Origin of the sequence: Mesorhizobium sp. BR1-1-13, from assembly GCF_020165515.1 — a bacterium.
Lineage (GTDB): Bacteria > Pseudomonadota > Alphaproteobacteria > Rhizobiales > Rhizobiaceae > Mesorhizobium.
In genome coordinates, this window is the sequence record NZ_JAIUIH010000018.1 from 67,672 (window position 1) to 85,726 (window position 18,055).

Consider the following 18,055-nt stretch of genomic DNA (forward strand, 5'->3'; position numbering starts at 1 on the left):
GCGAGGCATCCGGAGTGGTTAGATCGCGATTTGAATCACTCGCTCTCGCCGCTAATTCCGTCTTGCTTCTCCCTGACAAATTCCGAAACACGGCGGCCTACGGCTAGAATGTGATGCTCGACGGCCTTGCCAAGTGCGCCTGGCCGCGGGGACCGTATCGTCTCGATGATTTCCAGATGCTCCTGGAAAGCCAGTTTGGTGTGGCCGACACGCCTTCCAAAAAAATTCATGACTCGTCGTAACTGCGTTTCAAGCCTGGACAATTGTGCGATCATCAGGGGATTGCCACAGCGGCTGATGAAGAGCTGGTGAAACTCGAAGTCGGCGTCGTTGAAAGGTTGCACATCGTTCTGTTCCAGCTGTGCCGCGATATAGTCGAATTTGGAGGTCACACGCTCAAGCTCCATGCGAGAGATCAGGCCTTCGGACTTGTCGGCCGCATGCTTCTCAAGAACGCATCGCAATTCATAAAGCTGCAGAACCTTGCCGGCTGTGATCGGCGCTACGCGTCGGCGCCCATCCACGGTTTCGATGAAACCCTCCTCTTCCAGCCGCCTGACCGCCTCGCGCAGCGGCGAACGGCTGATGCCCAGCCGGCGCGCGATGTCGGCCTCGACAAAGGGAAGTCCGGGCTGGAGCTGGCAGTTGATGATCAGCTGCCGGATGTTCTCATAGGTCTGTTCCGATATCAGTTCGGGACGCTCGATGCGCTGGATCGAGTTCTCGTTCATCAATCGCGGACTGTTGCCTATTTTCATTCTCATCACCCCGAAGTCGCTGCGCGGCGTCCTGTCGCGAGCGCTGCCCGCTAGTCTCTAGCGCACTTTTGATAGCCGGTCCGACCGTTTTCTCGCCTGGCGGGAAACCGGTCCCTGCCAGCCCGCGAATTCGACCGTCCTTGTCTGCGCCAGAGATCGAAATTAGCAGATGCATCAAAATCTGTCGACAGCCGACCGAGCGTGTTTTGCAGAATGAAACCAATTAGTGCCTAAAAGATAAAATCTAGCAATAACAGATGTTTATGTCGATGCTCGCATACCGGACGAGCATGCGCGATTGCTAAAATGGATGCTGTCTGCAGCCAAAAACGAAACTTTCTTCCCTCACTTGTCGACAGGCGACACATGTGCAATAGATCGCCGTGTTGGTCTCTCGAGAGGAGCGGTGGACTGCATGACAACGAACGCCAAGGCTGCTGTCCTGCACGAGGCCGCCGCCATTCCCTTCGACACTAATCTCCTGGATCGGCTGATGGACGAAGCCGGGATCGACGTGCTCCTGGCAACGTCGAAGCATGCCGTGCAATACCTGCTGGGCGGGCACCGCTTCTTTTTCTTCGACTATATGGACGCCATCGGAACCGACCGGTACCTGCCGATCGTCGCCTACTTCAAAGGTCATCCCGAGATGACGGCCTATGTCGGCAACGAGATGGAGAACTACGTCAACGAGATCAGGCCCTTCTGGCCAGCCGAACTGAGGCTCAAGGCGTGGGGAGTGGGCGATGCCATCGCACTTGCGGCGGCTCATATCAGGAAGACAGGACTGCCGGCGGCCCGCATAGGCGTCGAGGCCTCCTTCATGCCCGGCTCCGGCTTCGCCGCCATCCAGAGCCAGTTGCCCGGCGCCGCGATCGTTGATGCCCTGCTCGTCCTCGAGCGGCTGCGCGCCCGCAAGAGCGACGCCGAGCTCGAAGATCTCCGGGTCGCCTCCGACAAGGTCGTCGACGCCATGCTGTCGGTGTTGCCGCATCTGCGCGAGGGCTCGAGCAAGTACGACATCACCCAGCTCATCAAGGAGGCCGAGGTCTCGCGTGGGCTCAATTTCGAATACTGCCTGATCGCCATGGGGTCGTCGCTGAACCGGTCGCCGTCGCCGCAGTCCTGGCGCCGGGGCGAACCGCTATCGCTGGATTCGGGCGGCAATTTCGGCGGCTATATCGGCGATGTGGCGCGGATGGCCGTGCTTGGCGAGCCCGATGCCGAACTTGTCGACCTGCTCGGCGAGATCGAAGGCATCCAGCAGAAGGCCCGGTCCGTGGTGGCGCCCGGCACGATCGGCAAGGGGATCTACGACGCCGTCGACGGCGACCTGAAGAACTCGCCCAACAGCAAGCACCTGCGCTTCTGCGCCCACGGCATGGGCCTGATCACCCATGAGGCGCCGCGCCTGACCAGCACCGGGCCGGTTCCCTACGAGGCGACGGATGCTCTGCTGCCGCTGGAGGCGGGCATGGTCATTTCCATCGAGACGACCCTGCTCCACCCACGGCGCGGCTTCATCAAGCTCGAGGACACGATCGCGGTGATGCCGCATGGGTACGAGGCCTTCGGCGACCAGGGCCGGGGCTGGAACGTCGTCGCCTAGGCATCTTCAGGACAGCGTTTCTTTCGGCATTCGAGCCCGTGATTGACGAGGCAGGTTTATGAAAACATCGCGCATCAGCAGAAGCGCTCTTGACGGCCTCACGCGGTTCGACACGGCAACGCTGTGCAACGCGCTGGAGGTTCTGCGGCCGTCCTGTCGCGACAAGGGCTTCACGCGGCGCCCGCTGATCGCAGCGCGACCCGGCCTGCCCCCGGTCGTCGGCATCGCGCGGGTCGGAACGATCCGCGCTGAAGCGCCGGCACAGGCTCCGGTGCAGGATCGCATCAGTTGGTATGAATACGTCGCCGCCGCCGACCTGCCGACCATGGTCGTGATCCAGGACCGCGACCCCAGCCCCGGCACTGGCGCGTTCTGGGGCGAGGTCAACAGTCTCGTCCACCAGACGCTCGGATCCGTCGGCTGCGTGACCAATGGTTCGTTCCGTGACGTGATTGCGCTTGCCGAGGGTTTCCAGATCCTGGGCGGCCATGTCGGACCGAGCCACGCCCATGTCCACATCGCCGGCTTCGGCGAGCCGGTCGAGGTGAATGGCATGCTGGTGAGCGATGGCGACATCGTCCACGCCGACTACCAGGGCGCGGTGGTGGTTCCGGCCGAACTGATCGACGACGTGGCCGAAGCGGTGGCCCTGGTGACGCGCCGCGAGAAGCTGATCCTCGACGCCTGCCGGGACAAATCCTTCACCATCGCAACATTGCGAGCCGCGATGGCCCGCTCGAAAGACATCCACTGACGCTGCAGGCTCGACACCGTCGCCACGCAGCGCTCATGCAAGCACAAAGGGAGGTCACATGAAGGAACTCAACGTTGGCATTCTGGGAGCCGGTTTCATCGGCACCTTCCATTCCTATGCGCTGAGACTGCAGCAGTTGATCAAGGAAGCGCCGAAGGCGAACCTCAACCTCAGCATCGTCGCCGACCGCGACCAGAAGGCGCGCGACACGCTGGTGAAGCGTTTCGGCTGGGAAAAGGGCGTGGACGACTGGCGCGCCGTTCTCGATGCCAACATCGACATCTTCGTCAATGCCGGACCCAATGTCCTGCACGCCGAGCCCTCGATTGCGGCGCTGAAAGCCGGCAAGGCGGTCTTCTGCGAAAAGCCGCTCGCCATGGACGCGGCCGAAGCCTTCGAAATGTGGAAGGCGGCCGCCGAAGCCAAGGCCGTGCATCAGGCAGCCTTCGTCTACCGCTTCGTGCCGGCTCTGCGCTATGCCCGCGAGTTGATCCAGTCCGGCGCCATCGGTGAAGTCACCCATTTCCGCTCCGAATATCTGATGTCGAACTACCTGCAGCCGGGCCTCGATTTCAGCTGGCGGCTGGACAAGAAGATCGCCGGCACCGGCACGTTCGGCGACCTCGGCGCCCACCACATCGATCTCGCCCGCTTCCTCGTCGGCGAAATCAGCGAAGTCGCCTCCATCGGCCGCACGGTGGTGCCGCAGGTGGCCGGCAAGAAGGTTGAGGTCGACGACGCGTTCGTCTCGATCCTGCAGTTCGAGAGCGGTCCGATCGGCGTCATTCAGGCGTCCCGGGTGGCTGCCGGCCATGGCCATACCTCGGCCATTCAGGTCGACGGCACCAAGGGCTCACTCCGCTACGACGTCGCGCGCCTCAACGAACTCGAGATTGCCGAAGGGCTGGCCTCCGGCTTCCGCACCGTCCAGGTCATCAAGGAAGAGCATCCCTTCTCCGACTTCTGGTGGGAGGGCGGCGTCCAGGGCAGCCACCCGATCGGCTGGGTTGAATGCTTCGTCCAGCAGATGAACCATTTCGTCGAGGCGGTTCTCGGCAACCGTCAGGTGTCGCCGCTGGCGGCCACCTTCGAGGACGGCTACCGCGCCGTCGAGATCGCCGACTCGATGATCCGCTCCTGGCAGAGCGCCCGGCGAGAGCCGATCATATTCCGTTCACTTTAGACCACGCAACAAGGGAGGAAGACGTGACTGTGAGAAAGCTTGACGATCTGACACGCCGTCAGATCATGCAGGGAATGGTGGCCATGGCCGCCCTGGCCGTCGCCGGCACGCGCGGCGCACTGGCGCAGACCGCCAATGTGACGTTGCCGGTGATCTCGAACAAGAAGTTCGAGGGCACCAAGGTGATCGTCGAGAGCCAGTCCGGCCCGGTGATCAGCGGACCGATCCAGATATTCGGACCGGCCTGGGAAAAGGCCACGGGCGCCACCATCGAGCTCGTGACCTATCCGTTCGGCCAGATGTTTGAGAAGCTCCGCACCGAGCTCAGCTCCGGCGCCTACACGTCCGATCTGATCAACTACCAGACCACATGGGGCGGTGACTTCATGGGCGGCGGGCTGATGGAGGAAGTGCCCGAGGATGTACTGAAGCTCGTCCAGGCCGACGACATCTACCCGATCTTCCGCAAGGCGATGAGCTTCGACGGCAAGACGTACGGCCTTGCCTATGACGGCAACGCCCACAACCTCTTCTACCGCCGCGATCTCTTCGAAAACGCCGACTACAAGAAGAAGTTCTCCGACCAGCACGGCTACGAACTGTCGCCTCCGGACAGCTGGGAACAGTTCTACGACGTTGCTAAGTTCTTCTCGTCCTTCGACTGGTCCGGCACCGGCAAGAGCTACGGCTTCGTCGAACCGATGGGACGCGGCACCGGCGGCGTGTACTTCCTGGTCGGCCGGGGCGTCAGCTATTCCAAGAAGGCCGGCGACCCCTACGTCTTCTTCAATCCCGACGACATGTCGCCCCGCATCGCCGAGCCAGGCTGGATCCAGGCGCTGGAGGACTGGAAGAAGGATCTCGACGCTGGCCCGCCCGGACTGGCGCAATACGGCTTCTCAGAGTCCCGCCCGACATTCGTCAGCGGCCAGTCGGCGATGATCACCGACTGGGGCGACATCGGCACGCTGTCCTACTCGGAAGGATCGAAGGTCAAGGGCAAGACCGGAACCGCGCTGACGCCCGGCGCCAGCAAGGTCTATGACCGCACCGCCAAGGACTGGATCAAGCCGGAGGGCGGCTCCAACCATGCGCCTTACCTCGGCGTCACCGCCTGGTTGTTCGGCGTGCCCGTCACCGCCGAGAACAAGGAAGCCGCCTGGGATCTTGCAGCCTTCTTCTGCAACCCGGAAGCCTCAACCAAGCTCGTCGCCTTCCCCGACAGTGGCATCCAGCCGTCGCGCGCCAAAACCATCCAGGACCCGCAGCCGCTGATCGACGCCGGCATGGATCCGGCCGACGCCAAGCAGTATCTTGAAGCGATCGGCAAGGCCGTCGGCCATCCCAACGCCGTGCTCGACCTCTCGATCCCCGGCAGCGGCGAGTACTACAACTCGCTCGACGTCGAGGCATCGCGCTTCATGGCCGGCGAGATCAGCGCCGAACAGGCGATGAAGAATGCGAGCGACGCCTGGAACCAGACAACAGACAGGTTGGGCCGTGACAACCAGTCCAAACTGTACAAGGCCGCGCTGGCAGGCTGATAATCGGGGCGTCGCGGCCTGCCCGCGGCGCCCCATTCCCCGGGAGGAATGCAAGTGGAGCGTCAGGGAAAGAAACGCAGCCTTATTCCGGTGCTGTTCGTTGCGCCCGCCTTGCTGCTGGTCATCGTGCTGACCATCATCCCGCTTCTGTCCTCGCTGGCGCTGTCGTTCCTCAACTGGGACTTCGGCAACCGTATGGCGCCGGTGCGCTGGGCGGGACTGAGCCACTGGGCGCGTCTGTTTTCCGACGCGCATTTTCACTACGTGCTGTTCACCACCCTGCTCTATTTTGTGGTCGGCATACCCATCCAGTTCTTCATCGGCCTCGGCTTGGCGCGGTCGCTTGACCGTGCCCGAAGGCAGCAGAACTGGCTTAGGATCATCTTCCTCATTCCGATGATGCTGAGCCCGGTCGTCGTCGCCTTCGTCGTCGGCCGCGTCATGTTCAACGAGGCCGTCGGCCCCGTGAACGCCGGGCTGATGGCAGCGGGACTGCCGCCGGTCCCCTGGCTCACCAACAGCATTGGCGCTTTCGTCACCGTGCTCATCGTCGACACCTGGCAATGGGTCCCCTTCTTCATGCTGGTGCTGCTCGCCGGGCTTTCGGCGCTCTCCAATGAAGTCGAGGACGCCGCCCGCCTCGACACGACATCGGACATCCAGGCGTTCTGGCGCGTCACCTTCCCCATGCTCCTGCCATGGTCGGTCACCGCCATCGTGATCCGTTCGATCGAGATGCTGAAGATCGCCGATGTCATCGTGGTGCTGACCAATGGCGGGCCTGGCATCGCCACCGAATCACTGACCCTCTATGCCTATCGGGTAGGCGTCGTGAATTTCGACCTCGGCTACGCCGCCACGCTCGCCTTTTCGCTGGCAATCGTCGCCACCATCGTCGCGACCGCGATTCTGGCCGCGACCCGCCGTCTCGTGGAGCGTCTGACATGAGCAGGATGAGACGCAGGATTCCGGTCTGGCGCATCGCGCTGCAGGTCGTCTGGTTCATCATCGTCGTCTTCCCGCTCTACTGGATGACGATCACCGCGTTCAAGGAGCGGGCCGACGTCTTTCCGTTGCCGACCTTCATTCCCTGGGTCGATTTCCAGCCGACGCTCTCGGCCTTCCAGACAGTGTTCGGCCAGTACCGCTCGCAGCTATTCAACGCGCTAGCCAACTCGGCCGTCGCCTCCCTGGTCGGCGCGTTCGTCGCCACCTTCGCTGGCGCTCTGGCCGGCTACGGTCTCGCCCGCTTCGACTACAGCAAGTTTGGCTGGAAGAACGACAACATGGCGTTCTTCTTCATCTCGCAGCGCATGATGCCGCCGGTGGCGGTCGTGTTCCCTTTCCTGCTGATGTACCGCTATGCCGGCGTTCTCGACCGGGCTTGGTCGCTCGGCATTGCCTACGCGCTGTTCAACCTGCCGCTGGCGATCTGGATCACCCGTGACGCCTTCCGCGCCGTGCCGGTCGAGGTCGAGGAAAGCGGCCTGGTCGATGGCTGCACCCGGCTCGGCGTGTTCTTCAAGATTTCCCTGCCGATCGCGTTCCCCGGCCTGGTGACGGCATTCTTCGTCTCGATAATCTTCGCCTGGAACGAGTTCCTGTTCGCGCTGATCCTCACTTTCCGCCGTTCGCAGACGCTGCCTGTGCTGATTTCGGGGCAAGCCAATGAACTAGGCGCCTATTGGTGGATCATGTCAGCACTGGGGCTGATCGGGATCATCCCCATGGTCGCGCTCGGATTGTACGCACAAAAATGGTTGGTGCGCGGCCTCTCGGCCGGCGCTGTGAAAGGTTGAAGGCAGATGTCACGCGTCCTTTTTGATCACGTCTGGAAAAGCTACGCCAGCGTCGAGGTGGTGCGCGATCTAAACCTGTCGGTCGAGGAAGGCGAGTTCCTGGTCCTGGTCGGCCCCTCAGGCTGCGGCAAGTCGACGACGCTGCGCATGCTGGCGGGGCTGGAGGAGGTCACCAAAGGCGACATCCATATCGGCGAGCGCAACGTCACCTTCGCCGAACCCCGCGACCGCGACATTGCCATGGTGTTTCAGTCCTATGCGCTTTATCCTCATATGTCGGTCGAGGAAAACATCGGCTTCGGCTTGCGCAACCGGGGCGTGGCGGCTGCCGAAATCGCCAAGCGCGTCAAGAATGTGTCGGCAATGCTGGAGATCGGCCATCTGCTCGACCGCCGGCCGCGCAACCTGTCGGGCGGCCAGCGCCAGCGCGTCGCTCTTGGCCGCGCAATTGTGCGCGAGGCCGGCGTCTTCCTCATGGACGAGCCGCTCTCCAACCTCGACGCCCAGCTTCGCGTGAGCATGCGCAGCGAGATCATCAAGCTCCACCAGCGCATCCGCTCGACCACCGTCTATGTCACCCACGACCAGGTCGAGGCGCTGACCATGGGCTCGCGCATAGCCGTACTGAAGGACGGCCGGCTCATGCAAGTCGACACCGCCGAGAACCTCTACGAGCGTCCCGGAAGCGTCTTCGTCGCAACCTTCATCGGCAGCCCGGCGATGAACATCCTGACCGGGACCGTCGAGGGCGGCGATGGCGGTCCGGGCATCCGCTCGCGTCAGTTCAAATGGCCGAACGACCCCGGCGCGCCGCTGAAGCCCGGCGCCTCGGTGATCTTCGGCGTGCGGCCGGAGCATCTGATCGTCGGCGCCGAGGGCGAGGCCGGTAATCCGGCGACCGTGACCCTGATCGAATCGACCGGCAACGAGGCGGTGGTGCTGCTCGACCTGGGCGGCGACGTGCTGAAGGCGAAGGTGCCCGGGCGCGTAAAGCTGAAGGTCGGCCAGACCGTGTCGGTCAGCGCCGAACGCAAGGAACTGCATTTTTTCGACGCGACCACCGAAGCGCGCATCGACGCCTGACGGCGTCCATTTCCGTTCACCGCCCGGCCGTGCCGGCGGGCGCAATCCGCAACCGGAGTACAGTGTCAATGAAGCCAGTCAACGTAGCCATTCTGGGCGCCTGCGGATGGATGGGAAAATGCCATTCCATGGGCTATCGCAATGCACCGCTGATGTTTCCCGAGCTCGGCTCCATTGCCAGGATCGCCTGTCTGGTGGACGACGCGGCCGATAGGCTGGAACAGATCAAGGGTGCCTATGGCAACGTCAAGACCTCCACCAACTGGCACGACGTGCTGAGCGACCCAGAGGTCAATCTGGTCGACATCTGCTTGCCGGATCATCTGCATTTCGAGGTGTCCAAGACGGCCCTGCTGGCCGGCAAGAATGTCTATTGCGAGAAGCCCTTCACCGCCACGGCCGAGGAAGCGCGCGAACTGGCCGATCTCGCCCGCGAGAAGGGACTGGTGACCCGCGTCGGCCATAATTTTCCGAGGAATCCGGTGCACGACCTGACCAAGGAACTCATCGACAATGGCGAGATCGGCGAGATCGTCTTCTTCCGCGCCTCGATGCATGTCGACGTGCTGGCGGATCCGCGCACACCCTTCATGTGGCGCTGCGATGGCAATCTGGCGCCGACCGGCGTCGTCGGCGATGTCGCCTCGCACCTGTTTTCCTTCATCCACCGTCTCATCGGCCCCGTCGACGAGCTGATCGCCGACGTCGCCACCGTCACGCCCGAGCGCACCTACAGCGAAGGCTTCGGCTATGGTGTCCAGACCAAGGCGCAGGAAGGCGGGGTCAAGCGCTCGGTCACCAATTCGGACATGGTCAACCTGATGTGCAAATTCGCCAATGGCGGCCGCGGCGTCATCGATGTCAGCCGCGTCGCCTCCGGCCGGCGCTTCCTGCAGAAATACGAGATCTATGGAACCAAGGGCGGCATCGAGTTCAACTATGACGAGGTCAACCGCCTGCGCTTCTTCTCGATGGACGACGCGCCAAACCGCCAGGGCTACCGGCTCATCGACGTCGGGCCAGAAAACAAGAACTTCGCCTCGCTGTTGCCGGTTGCCAATTTCGGCCTGGGTTATAATGAATACAAAGCGATTGAGGTCTCTGAAGTTATACGTTCGGTAGCTACCGGCAAGTCGGCATGGCCTACCTTTAGTGATGGCTATGAGATAATGCAGATTCTAGATGCATGCTTTTTATCGTCAGCCACAAGGCGATGGACACGAGTGTAGCGACCCCTGATTCGGAGGATTTACACTGTTCGCCTACAGTACGCTGGTTAGCCACGGGCTTTCCGTATCGGCCCGATCGCTTTGAAACGGGGCGATCAACTATAAGTCAGGTCTGGTCCGTCGACGTCTATTGGTGGAAACAACCGAAGCATGGGGAGAACAGCAGTCCTCGCTTACAACAGATGAGTCTAATAACGTGCTTCGCAATGGGGAACCTAGTCTAACGCGACATTGAACGTCAGCTTCTCTGCGCAACCCGAATCTGCTTGTGATGCTCGCAATGTCCGCTTTTGGGAATTCGCACAATGACCTGAAGGACCGGCATGTGGACGCAAAGCTGCCATTCGACAGTCGGGGCAGCGGCAGGCCGGCTTCTTGAATCAATTTCGGCGAACTGCCTCGTGGCGCATTGGTGCAAGCTTGCCGATCTCCCGAAGGGCCTGACCCTGCATGGTTTGAGGAAGTCGCTCGGTGTTTATCTGGCGGAGGCCGAGGCCTCGACCAGACAGCTCATGGACGTACTAGGGCACGACGATATCGATCATGCGGAGCTCTATTCGCGCGAGGCATCGCAGGTTCGCCTGGCCGTACAGGGGATGGACAGAGTCGTGCGTCTCGTGACGCGCAAACCGATGCTTGGCGAACCTATTGGCGAATCTCGTGGCGAACCACCTCGTAAAGCATTGATAAATAACGATAATGGTGGTGCTGGCAGTCTGTGGCGAACCAGTCTCTGCCAATTTTTCCCTGATAGCCGTAGAAAAACAGGGATTTGCGAGCGACTTGATGGTTCCGACCTGAATTCTCGTGGAAGTTTGCCTCGTGAATTGAATGCGTTAGCGGCAATTTCCCTACGCGTCATAACAGGGAAATTGCCGTCACCTAACAGGGAACTCCGAAGCGGACCTCGCAGCGCTGGACCTCATTGTCCGTTGACCGACACCGACACGTCGACGTCCTTCATCAACTGAAATCGATCGTCATAGGACTTATTGAGGCAGTCTCTGTTTCCTCCGCACGCATTGCGGTGCTGCAGCCATTCGCGTTGGTTGGCGAGCAATGCCTTACGGACCTTCGCGTTGTTGTAGCCTCGAATGTACCAGTAGATAGCATTCATTGCTCGGTCCTTAGCCCACAAGCGGTCATCAGAGCATAGGGCCATTTCGGTTGCCGTTCCTGCTTTCGAACAGTCGAAGCTGGGACTGCCGATTCCGGTTGGCTGTCCATGGTCTGCAATGAACGCAGCCGTTTCTAAGCAGACTTGAAGAGCTCCTCGGTTCTTTAGCGCCGACTTCACATCCTCGAGTATGGGTGTCCACAAGCTTATCCAATTCTCCTTGCCCGCAATGCGATTCCCTTCGTCGAAAGCTTGCCTGATGGCTTGATTGATGACGCCTTCGTCGGGTGTGAAGAAGCCCGAGCAGCGTGATTTCAGCAAGGTGTAGGAGACGAATCTGTCGGCAAAGATATCAGCAGTCGGTGCATCCTGAGGTGTGGTTACTTGCCCGCCATCCTGCTCGAAAACATCGATCCCAAGCGCCCTGGCGCTTTCTGCTGACAGGAGCAGCATCTCGGTGGGCCCGGGAACCGTGAAGAACCGAATGGCTTCGATCCGAAGCCCAAGGTGAGTCAAATACGAGCCTACCTCTGCGTTTGCGACCCCGCTCTCCTTGTACTGGCCGTTTTCCTCCGTATAGGCAGCATGAAATCCGATCTTCGAGGTGGATGACATATAGCGGCGGGTGCCGGCCACCCAAATTAGGCCGCACGCGGAATAGCATTCTCCGTTCGCACCTACCGAGGTCACATAATTGTTGAGCCGAATTCGGGCGCCGATCTGGAGGGCTTCCTCAATCAAGCCGCCGGGGCTTTGCAGGATAACGAGAACGCTCCCGCGGTTCTGAACAAGATCGTAAAAGCGATCGGCATCGCCCTGGATGATCTCCCCCGTAATGCTGACGACATCAACTGTGCCATTGGAGCCAACGAACTCAATATTTGCCGCTGTTGCGCTACCCGAGATCAGCACTAACGCCAACCACGCGCCCAAGATTGCCCGACGCATACCCGTAAACCCCTGCTTCCCAATATTCGCTGTAGCAAAACGAACGTTGGGATCAAGCGAGATTCTCAATCTTCTCGATCACATCTGAAGCCTGGCGTAACGCCCGCCTCCAGTTGCTGACGGTCAGCCCAAATGCTTCAGCACCTTGACCTGCTCTAGCGCGACTTTCACCAGTCGCGGTCCCAGCTGCCGCGCGATCTGCAGGAGCTCGGCCTCTAGCAGAGCGCGCTCACGCGAAACAACCCGTCTTTTCTCCAGGCCCTCGAAGAAATCTGTCATGGGTACGTTGAGCACGCGTGCGAGCTCGGCCAGGGTTTCGATGCTGGGCAACTGCTTGCCTCGCTCGATATTTGAGACGCTCTCAGGCGTGCGGCCAATGCGGTCGGCCAGCGCCTCCTGGCTGAGCTTCGCGCCGCGCCTCGCGGCCTGAACCCTCGCGCCTATAGCCTGCTTTAAAGAGTCGCTCATACTTGAAGCGTGACTTCGGCATTTCGAGTTGACAACGAAGTCAGCTTCAGCATTGGTCGATGTCATGAAGTCTACTTCTAGCTCAACAAGAAACATGCACGGCACGCGTAGTCAGGAAGGCGTCAATCCCGCATGAGCGCTCTGCTCCTATCCGCATTGAATGAAACCGCCACGCCCCTGACCCGCCACTCCCTGGTGCGGAATGCGGCAAACGTCGGAGGTCAAGCCTCCGCCGCTCCTGTCCCGCAGCTCTATGACGAGCGCTGGCTCAGGGATCTGCTGTTTCGACATCCTGAGTTGATGGTGCTTGAGCGTTTAGACGCCGGCCTTGGAGACATAGTGCCCCTCTGCTGTGAACTTCCAATATCTCGAATTGGCGGGACCGTGTTCGCCGACCTTCTAGGAGTCACCAGGACCGGCCGACTAGTCGTTGTCGAATGCAAGCTTTGGCGCAATCCGCAGGCCCGTCGAGAAGTGTTGGCGCAGATTCTAGAATACGCCGCGCTGCTGCGACGCTGGAGTTTCGGCGATTTGACTTCAGCGCTAAAACGCAAGCTGGCCACAGTTGAGCCAAACCCGATCTTTGCCGCGGCGAAAATACTCTGGCCGGACCTCGAAGAAGCGCCTTTCGTCGACGCGGTAACCCGGTCGCTAAAACTAGGCGACTTTCAGCTGATTGTTGCCGGCGATGGCATCCGCTCTGACATGCACGCAATTGCGGATCATCTCAACGCGCAAGGCGCTGGGTTGGCGCAACTGGCACTGCTCGAAATCCAGCTTTGGCAAGCGGCGTCGGGAAACATCCTCGTCGTGCCCACGGTGCCGCTGCGCACCGAGGTTCTACAGCAGAGAGTATTGGTCGACATCGGCGGCATGCCGCTCCAATTGGAAATCCCGGAGGTCGCAAGTGCCCTGCCCGTCGACACCATGGAAAACGTTGTCGATCCTGAACGCAGCAACCGGAGAAGCATGAACCGCGCCTTCTGGCAGCAGTTCATCGATCAGGTGCGATTCGACCATCCCGATCAGCCGCCGCCGCGCCATGGCGGTGACAACTGGGTCAGGGTTCCCCTGCCCGAGCCGCTCGGCTGGATGACAGCCTTTCGCTCGACTGGCACCAGGGCTGAGGTCGGCTTGTTTCTGACATTTCGCGACCAGGACGGGCAGACGCTGTTTGATGATCTCCAAGTCGACATCGAACAATTGCGCAATGAAAGCGGTCTCGATCTGGTCGCACGGTTGAAAACGGCCGCACCGTTCTATGCGGAGCTCGGGGTCTTTAGGGCTCGGTCTGAATTCACAACCGATGAACAGCAACTCGACTGGCTTTGTGATGCGGCCAATCGGTTTGTCTCCCTTATTCGACCTCGGCTTAGCGTCCTCGTTGAGGCCGCCGAATGACACGGCTCCTGAAATGGGAACGACTGGCCCTCAAGGGAGACTTCTCAGCCATGCCCTCGCCGTTCACGTGGGCACAGTCAGCGCGCTTGGCTCATTTCCTCAACGGCTATGAGGTCGCCGGAGGAATGAACCGCCTGGCAGATCTTTCCAACGTCATGTCGGCTCAAGCCAGCACGACCGGCAAATGGCAAGGCAGTGCTCTTGACCTTTGGCTATGTCTCTTTTTCCAGCACCGCGCACATCGCCATATGGGATTGGAAGATAGCGACCCGAGGCTCGACGAATTATGCGAGACGCTCCGGGTGGCCCTCAACCGGCTGAACCGGGAGGAAGCTAAGGTGTTCGCTTCTTACCTAGCGAAGGATGCCGTTTAAGCGAGAGGCTTCGATCTCGGCACTTGCCCGATCGATGTACCTGGATGTCAGCCGTTCGCGGCTCGATCCCCTTCATGCTCTCACGAAACTCGATCCATTCCTCGATAAGTCGCAACCGCCTCCCTAGGATGCCTCGAACGTACGTTTCAAGCTAACACCATCTGGTTTTGCCGCCAGCAAAGATCCGACAAAAAATTTTGTCAGCCTCTGCTTTATATCGAAGCTCACGCCAAAATTTTTTGTTGAGCTGTACTGATATCTTTCAGGATTTACGGCCACGGAATTTCTTCCAGCCGACGTCTCTGTGAATAGCGCCTTATTTTTCTTTCCGTGAATCAAGAACACTGCGATTTTTGGACTTGACGCGCTGGCCGTTCCGGCGCTCGACGTTCAGAGGATCTCATGGTCACCAACATCAACACCGTTTCGATCGACACACTCATCCCCTACTCCAACAACGCCCGCACCCACTCCAAGAAACAGATCAAGCAGATTGCCGACAGCATCATAAAATTCGGCTTCACCAACCCGGTTCTGGTCGACGAGAAAAACAATGTTCTCGCCGGCCATGGCCGTCTGGCGGCTGCGCGGCTGTTGGGCTGGAAGGAAGTTCCAACCCTCTCCATCACCCATCTCAACGAGACGCAGAAACGCGCTTACATTGTGGCGGACAACCGGATCGCCGAGAAGGCTGGCTGGGACAAACAACTCCTGGCCATCGAGCTCCAAGCGCTGGCCGATCTCGATTTCGACGTGAGCCTCACTGGCTTCGACATTCCCGAAGTCGACCTGATCATCGCCGAGTTCTCACCCGACAACCAGGACGATGCTGACGAGGAGGAGGAAATCGAGCTTCCAGCGAAGGACGCCGGCCCAGCTGTAGCCCGGCCTGGCGATGTGTTTCTGCTCGGGGATCATCGGCTGATCTGTGGCGATGCCCTCTCCACCGAAGTTCTCGGAACGCTCATGGATGCTGACAAAGCGTCCGTCTGTTTCACCGACCCGCCCTATAACGTCCGCATTGGCGGACACGTCAGCGGCCTTGGCAAGACCAAGCACCGCGAATTTGCAATGGCGTCGGGCGAGATGTCCGAGAGCGAGTTCGCAAGGTTCCTCGAGCAGTCCTTCTCCCAAATCGCCGCCTTCTCCAAACAGGGTGCGATCTCCTTCGTCTGTATGGACTGGCGTCATATCGCCGAAACCGTCGCTGCGGGCAAAGGAGCGTTCGGCGACCTGCTCAATTTGTGCGTTTGGAACAAGACCAACGCCGGCATGGGCAGCCTCTACCGCTCGCAGCACGAGTTGGTGCTGGTGTTCAAAAACGGCGCCGAGCCGCACCGCAACAACGTCGAGCTCGGCAAGCACGGCCGTCATCGCAGCAATGTCTGGACCTATCGCGGCGTCAACAGCTTCGGCGCCGAGCGGATGGATGAGCTGGAAGCACACCCGACCGTCAAGCCGGTCAATATGGTTGCTGATGCACTGCTCGATGTCAGCCGACGAGGCGACATCGTGCTCGACCCCTTCGGAGGGTCTGGGACAACCCTGCTCGCCGCACACAAAACCGGACGGCGAGCCCGTCTGATCGAGATTGATCCTCACTACTGCGATCTCATCATCCGTCGCTTTGAGAAGCACACAGGAAAGGAAGCCAAGCTCGCGGCCACAGGCGAGACTTTCGAGGAATTGAGCGAGCGGCGCGGTGTCGCTGCCGCGCCCGCCGCACCGACTTCGTCGGCGACGATTGAGGCCAGCCAAACCGCTGGAGGCGCACTGTGAAAAACCGAAAGAAGAAGCCCGCCGAGTACGACGTCGGCTACGGTAAGCCACCTGTAAATTCCCGCTTCGAGAAGGGCCGGTCTGGAAACCCGAACGGCCGTCCTAAGGGAAAGAAGAACGTGAACACGATGCTACGCGACGCGTTCTTCGCACCGATCCAGATCCAGCAGAATGGCAAGACGACAGCAGTTACCGCTCTCGAAGCCATCATTTTAAAATTGCGCAACAACGCCATTGGCGGCGACTACCGTTCGGCGGTCCAGGCACTTCAACTCGCTGCGCGTTCAGTAGAACAAGAAGAGAGTGGCCAGCCCGGCGCAGAGACCAGTCCACTCGGTGAACAAACAATGATTGAGCTGATGCGGGACTATCTCGATCAGAAGGCATCGCCACCGCGCGACGAAGAAAACGATGGGGCCTCGGGCGGCGACAAGGAGGACGAACGATGAATGTCCCTTTCGCTAGGCCGGACGGATCGCAGCCTGCATCGACCGCCATGCTGAGCCCTATTCAGATGCTGTTTAGCGCAGCCCGCAATGACCTTGCGACCTTCGTGGCGTTGGCATTTTCCGTCGTTGATCCCGGTGCGAGATATCTTCCTAATTGGCACATCCGCGCGATCACCCACCAGCTTGAGCGCGTGTTGCTCGGTCATTGTAAACGGCTGATCATCACCATGCCCCCGCGATCGTTGAAGTCGGTCACCACTTCGGTTGCATTTCCCGCTTGGGTTCTTGGTCGCGACCCATCGAAGAGAATGATCTGTGTGTCATACGCTCAGCCGCTGGCGGTCAAGCTCGCGAACGATTTCCGAACCGTCGTCGACACCGCCTGGTACCGGTCGATATTTCCCACCTTCAAAATCAACCCGCGCAAGAACACCGAAAACGAAATGCAGACGACGCTTGGCGGCGGACGTCTCGCCACCTCAACGGGCGGACAGCTAACCGGCCGCGGCGGCGACATCATCATAATCGACGATCCATTGAAGGCAGATGAAGCCCACTCGGAATCGGCACGCAGCAAATGCGCGGAATGGGTTCGCTCAACGCTGATGTCGCGGTTCGACAATCCGGCCAAAGGTGCTGCCGTGCTTGTCATGCAGCGGCTCCATGTCGACGATTTGGCAGGCATCCTGTTGGAAGCTGGCGGCTGGGAGCACCTGAATCTTTCGGCCATCGCGGAACAAGATGAGCGTATTCAGACGGGGAAAGATCGCTGGCACGACCGCAAAATCGGAGATCTTCTGCATCCATCGCGCTATGGCATGGCTGAACTAGATGGCCTGAAGCTAGCCCTGGGCTCCCTCAATTTCTCTGCCCAATTTCAGCAAGCGCCCGCGCCACCGGATGGCAATATCGTCAAGCGCGCCTGGTTCCGCTACTACGATCCCGGTCAGCTCGATCTGCGTTCGATGACGATCGTTCAAAGCTGGGACACGGCTGTCAAAGGTGATCCGAGTTGCGACTATTCCGTAGGAACGACCTGGGCCAAAGATGGCAACAACTACTACCTCCTCGATCTCGTGCGCGTCAGAGCCGCCTATCCCGAGCTCATCAAAGCGGTCAAAAACTTCCTTGCCAAGCATGACCCCGAAATCATTCTGATCGAAGATGCCGGCTCTGGCTCAAGCCTCATTGCGGATCTGGACAGCCAGAACATCAGCACCACGCCGATCAAAACCCGGATCGACAAAGAAAGCCGGCTGTCACGTGTCGGCGCGATGATCGAAAACGGCAACGTCCATTTGCCCAAAGATGCACATTGGAAGGATGATTTCCTGGTCGAAGTGCTCGCGTTTCCGAACGGCAAGCACGACGATCAGGTCGATTCCATGACCCAGGCGCTGATCTGGATGAAAGACGACAAGCCAACTGGCAGATTCTATGTTGGGACGTTTTGATGCGAATGGCTACTTGCGCCACCCTTTCGAGTTCGTCCAACGCCGAATTCGACCTGCGGAACCGTCTAGTTCAACAAGCGATCGCGGCCAGTCCGCGCGAGCCATC

General features: G+C 60.1%; 16 protein-coding genes and 1 pseudogene. 14 read left to right on the forward strand and 3 right to left on the reverse strand.

From position 1 onward, the window contains the following. Positions 1-35: 35 nt before the first annotated feature. Positions 36-758, reverse strand: coding sequence for a GntR family transcriptional regulator (locus tag LB533_RS28315; RefSeq protein ID WP_224678723.1), 723 nt, complete (start codon positions 756-758; stop codon positions 36-38). A 415-nt stretch (positions 759-1,173) separates the two neighbouring features. Here LB533_RS28315 and LB533_RS28320 point away from each other — a divergent pair, with 415 nt between their 5' ends. The 9 genes and pseudogenes from LB533_RS28320 to LB533_RS28360 all read left to right on the forward strand — a co-directional run. Then, the gene (locus LB533_RS28320; RefSeq protein ID WP_224678724.1) at positions 1,174-2,367 is read left to right on the forward strand and encodes a M24 family metallopeptidase; all 1,194 of its coding nucleotides are present in this window, start codon (positions 1,174-1,176) and stop codon (positions 2,365-2,367) included. Between the two features lie 58 nt (positions 2,368-2,425). Then, positions 2,426-3,121: an RraA family protein gene (locus tag LB533_RS28325; protein WP_224678725.1), complete on the forward strand. Its 696-nt coding sequence runs from the start codon at positions 2,426-2,428 to the stop codon at positions 3,119-3,121. Positions 3,122-3,179: 58 nt separating this feature from the next. Beyond that, on the forward strand, positions 3,180-4,304 hold the full coding sequence (locus LB533_RS28330; RefSeq protein WP_224678726.1) for a Gfo/Idh/MocA family protein: 1,125 nt from the start codon (positions 3,180-3,182) through the stop codon (positions 4,302-4,304). 23 nt (positions 4,305-4,327) lie between these two features. After that, a complete protein-coding gene (locus LB533_RS28335; protein ID WP_224678727.1) occupies positions 4,328-5,848 on the forward strand; it encodes an extracellular solute-binding protein in 1,521 nt (506 codons plus the stop codon). Positions 5,849-5,902: 54 nt separating this feature from the next. Further along, a complete protein-coding gene (locus LB533_RS28340; RefSeq protein WP_224678728.1) occupies positions 5,903-6,796 on the forward strand; it encodes a carbohydrate ABC transporter permease in 894 nt (297 codons plus the stop codon). Further along, entirely contained in the window at positions 6,793-7,647 is an 855-nt protein-coding gene (locus LB533_RS28345; protein WP_224678729.1) for a carbohydrate ABC transporter permease, read from the forward strand. Before LB533_RS28340 ends, LB533_RS28345 begins: the two co-directional genes overlap by 4 nt. Before the next feature lie 6 nt (positions 7,648-7,653). Continuing rightward, on the forward strand, positions 7,654-8,730 hold the full coding sequence (locus LB533_RS28350; protein ID WP_224678730.1) for an ABC transporter ATP-binding protein: 1,077 nt from the start codon (positions 7,654-7,656) through the stop codon (positions 8,728-8,730). A 68-nt stretch (positions 8,731-8,798) separates the two neighbouring features. Further along, entirely contained in the window at positions 8,799-9,959 is a 1,161-nt protein-coding gene (locus tag LB533_RS28355) for a Gfo/Idh/MocA family protein (RefSeq protein WP_224678731.1), read from the forward strand. A 323-nt stretch (positions 9,960-10,282) separates the two neighbouring features. Beyond that, a pseudogene (locus LB533_RS28360) lies at positions 10,283-10,576 on the forward strand (tyrosine-type recombinase/integrase); the annotation flags it as partial. Positions 10,577-10,881: 305 nt separating this feature from the next. Here LB533_RS28360 and LB533_RS28365 read toward each other — a convergent pair. Further along, positions 10,882-12,024 carry a lysozyme inhibitor LprI family protein gene (locus LB533_RS28365; RefSeq protein WP_224678732.1) on the reverse strand — a complete coding sequence of 381 codons (1,143 nt, stop codon included), beginning with the start codon at positions 12,022-12,024 and terminating at the stop codon, positions 10,882-10,884. 123 nt (positions 12,025-12,147) lie between these two features. Then, a complete protein-coding gene (locus LB533_RS28370) occupies positions 12,148-12,558 on the reverse strand; it encodes a helix-turn-helix domain-containing protein (protein ID WP_224678733.1) in 411 nt (136 codons plus the stop codon). Positions 12,559-12,624: 66 nt separating this feature from the next. Here LB533_RS28370 and LB533_RS28375 point away from each other — a divergent pair, with 66 nt between their 5' ends. From LB533_RS28375 to terL, 5 genes are all read left to right on the forward strand, one after another. Further along, complete coding sequence (locus tag LB533_RS28375; protein ID WP_224678734.1) at positions 12,625-13,893, forward strand: hypothetical protein; 1,269 nt, start codon at positions 12,625-12,627, stop codon at positions 13,891-13,893. Next, the gene (locus LB533_RS28380; protein WP_224678735.1) at positions 13,890-14,267 is read left to right on the forward strand and encodes a hypothetical protein; all 378 of its coding nucleotides are present in this window, start codon (positions 13,890-13,892) and stop codon (positions 14,265-14,267) included. The genes LB533_RS28375 and LB533_RS28380 overlap by 4 nt, the downstream gene beginning before the upstream one ends. A 402-nt stretch (positions 14,268-14,669) precedes the next feature. Continuing rightward, positions 14,670-16,046: a site-specific DNA-methyltransferase gene (locus LB533_RS28385; protein WP_224678736.1), complete on the forward strand. Its 1,377-nt coding sequence runs from the start codon at positions 14,670-14,672 to the stop codon at positions 16,044-16,046. Next, positions 16,043-16,495 carry a DUF5681 domain-containing protein gene (locus tag LB533_RS28390; protein ID WP_224678737.1) on the forward strand — a complete coding sequence of 151 codons (453 nt, stop codon included), beginning with the start codon at positions 16,043-16,045 and terminating at the stop codon, positions 16,493-16,495. Before LB533_RS28385 ends, LB533_RS28390 begins: the two co-directional genes overlap by 4 nt. Then, the gene (terL, locus tag LB533_RS28395; protein ID WP_224678738.1) at positions 16,492-17,949 is read left to right on the forward strand and encodes a phage terminase large subunit; all 1,458 of its coding nucleotides are present in this window, start codon (positions 16,492-16,494) and stop codon (positions 17,947-17,949) included. Before LB533_RS28390 ends, terL begins: the two co-directional genes overlap by 4 nt. Positions 17,950-18,055 lie beyond the last annotated feature (106 nt).

Coding starts and splice junctions, on each gene's coding strand:
- terL (WP_224678738.1), top strand. CDS start 16,492: ATGAATGTCCCTTTCGCTAGGCCGGACGGATCGCAGCCTGCATCGACC.
- LB533_RS28370 (WP_224678733.1), bottom strand. CDS start 12,558: ATGACATCGACCAATGCTGAAGCTGACTTCGTTGTCAACTCGAAATGC.
- LB533_RS28350 (WP_224678730.1), top strand. CDS start 7,654: ATGTCACGCGTCCTTTTTGATCACGTCTGGAAAAGCTACGCCAGCGTC.
- LB533_RS28380 (WP_224678735.1), top strand. CDS start 13,890: ATGACACGGCTCCTGAAATGGGAACGACTGGCCCTCAAGGGAGACTTC.
- LB533_RS28325 (WP_224678725.1), top strand. CDS start 2,426: ATGAAAACATCGCGCATCAGCAGAAGCGCTCTTGACGGCCTCACGCGG.
- LB533_RS28385 (WP_224678736.1), top strand. CDS start 14,670: ATGGTCACCAACATCAACACCGTTTCGATCGACACACTCATCCCCTAC.
- LB533_RS28355 (WP_224678731.1), top strand. CDS start 8,799: ATGAAGCCAGTCAACGTAGCCATTCTGGGCGCCTGCGGATGGATGGGA.
- LB533_RS28320 (WP_224678724.1), top strand. CDS start 1,174: ATGACAACGAACGCCAAGGCTGCTGTCCTGCACGAGGCCGCCGCCATT.
- LB533_RS28345 (WP_224678729.1), top strand. CDS start 6,793: ATGAGCAGGATGAGACGCAGGATTCCGGTCTGGCGCATCGCGCTGCAG.
- LB533_RS28315 (WP_224678723.1), bottom strand. CDS start 758: ATGAAAATAGGCAACAGTCCGCGATTGATGAACGAGAACTCGATCCAG.
- LB533_RS28375 (WP_224678734.1), top strand. CDS start 12,625: ATGAGCGCTCTGCTCCTATCCGCATTGAATGAAACCGCCACGCCCCTG.
- LB533_RS28365 (WP_224678732.1), bottom strand. CDS start 12,024: ATGCGTCGGGCAATCTTGGGCGCGTGGTTGGCGTTAGTGCTGATCTCG.
- LB533_RS28330 (WP_224678726.1), top strand. CDS start 3,180: ATGAAGGAACTCAACGTTGGCATTCTGGGAGCCGGTTTCATCGGCACC.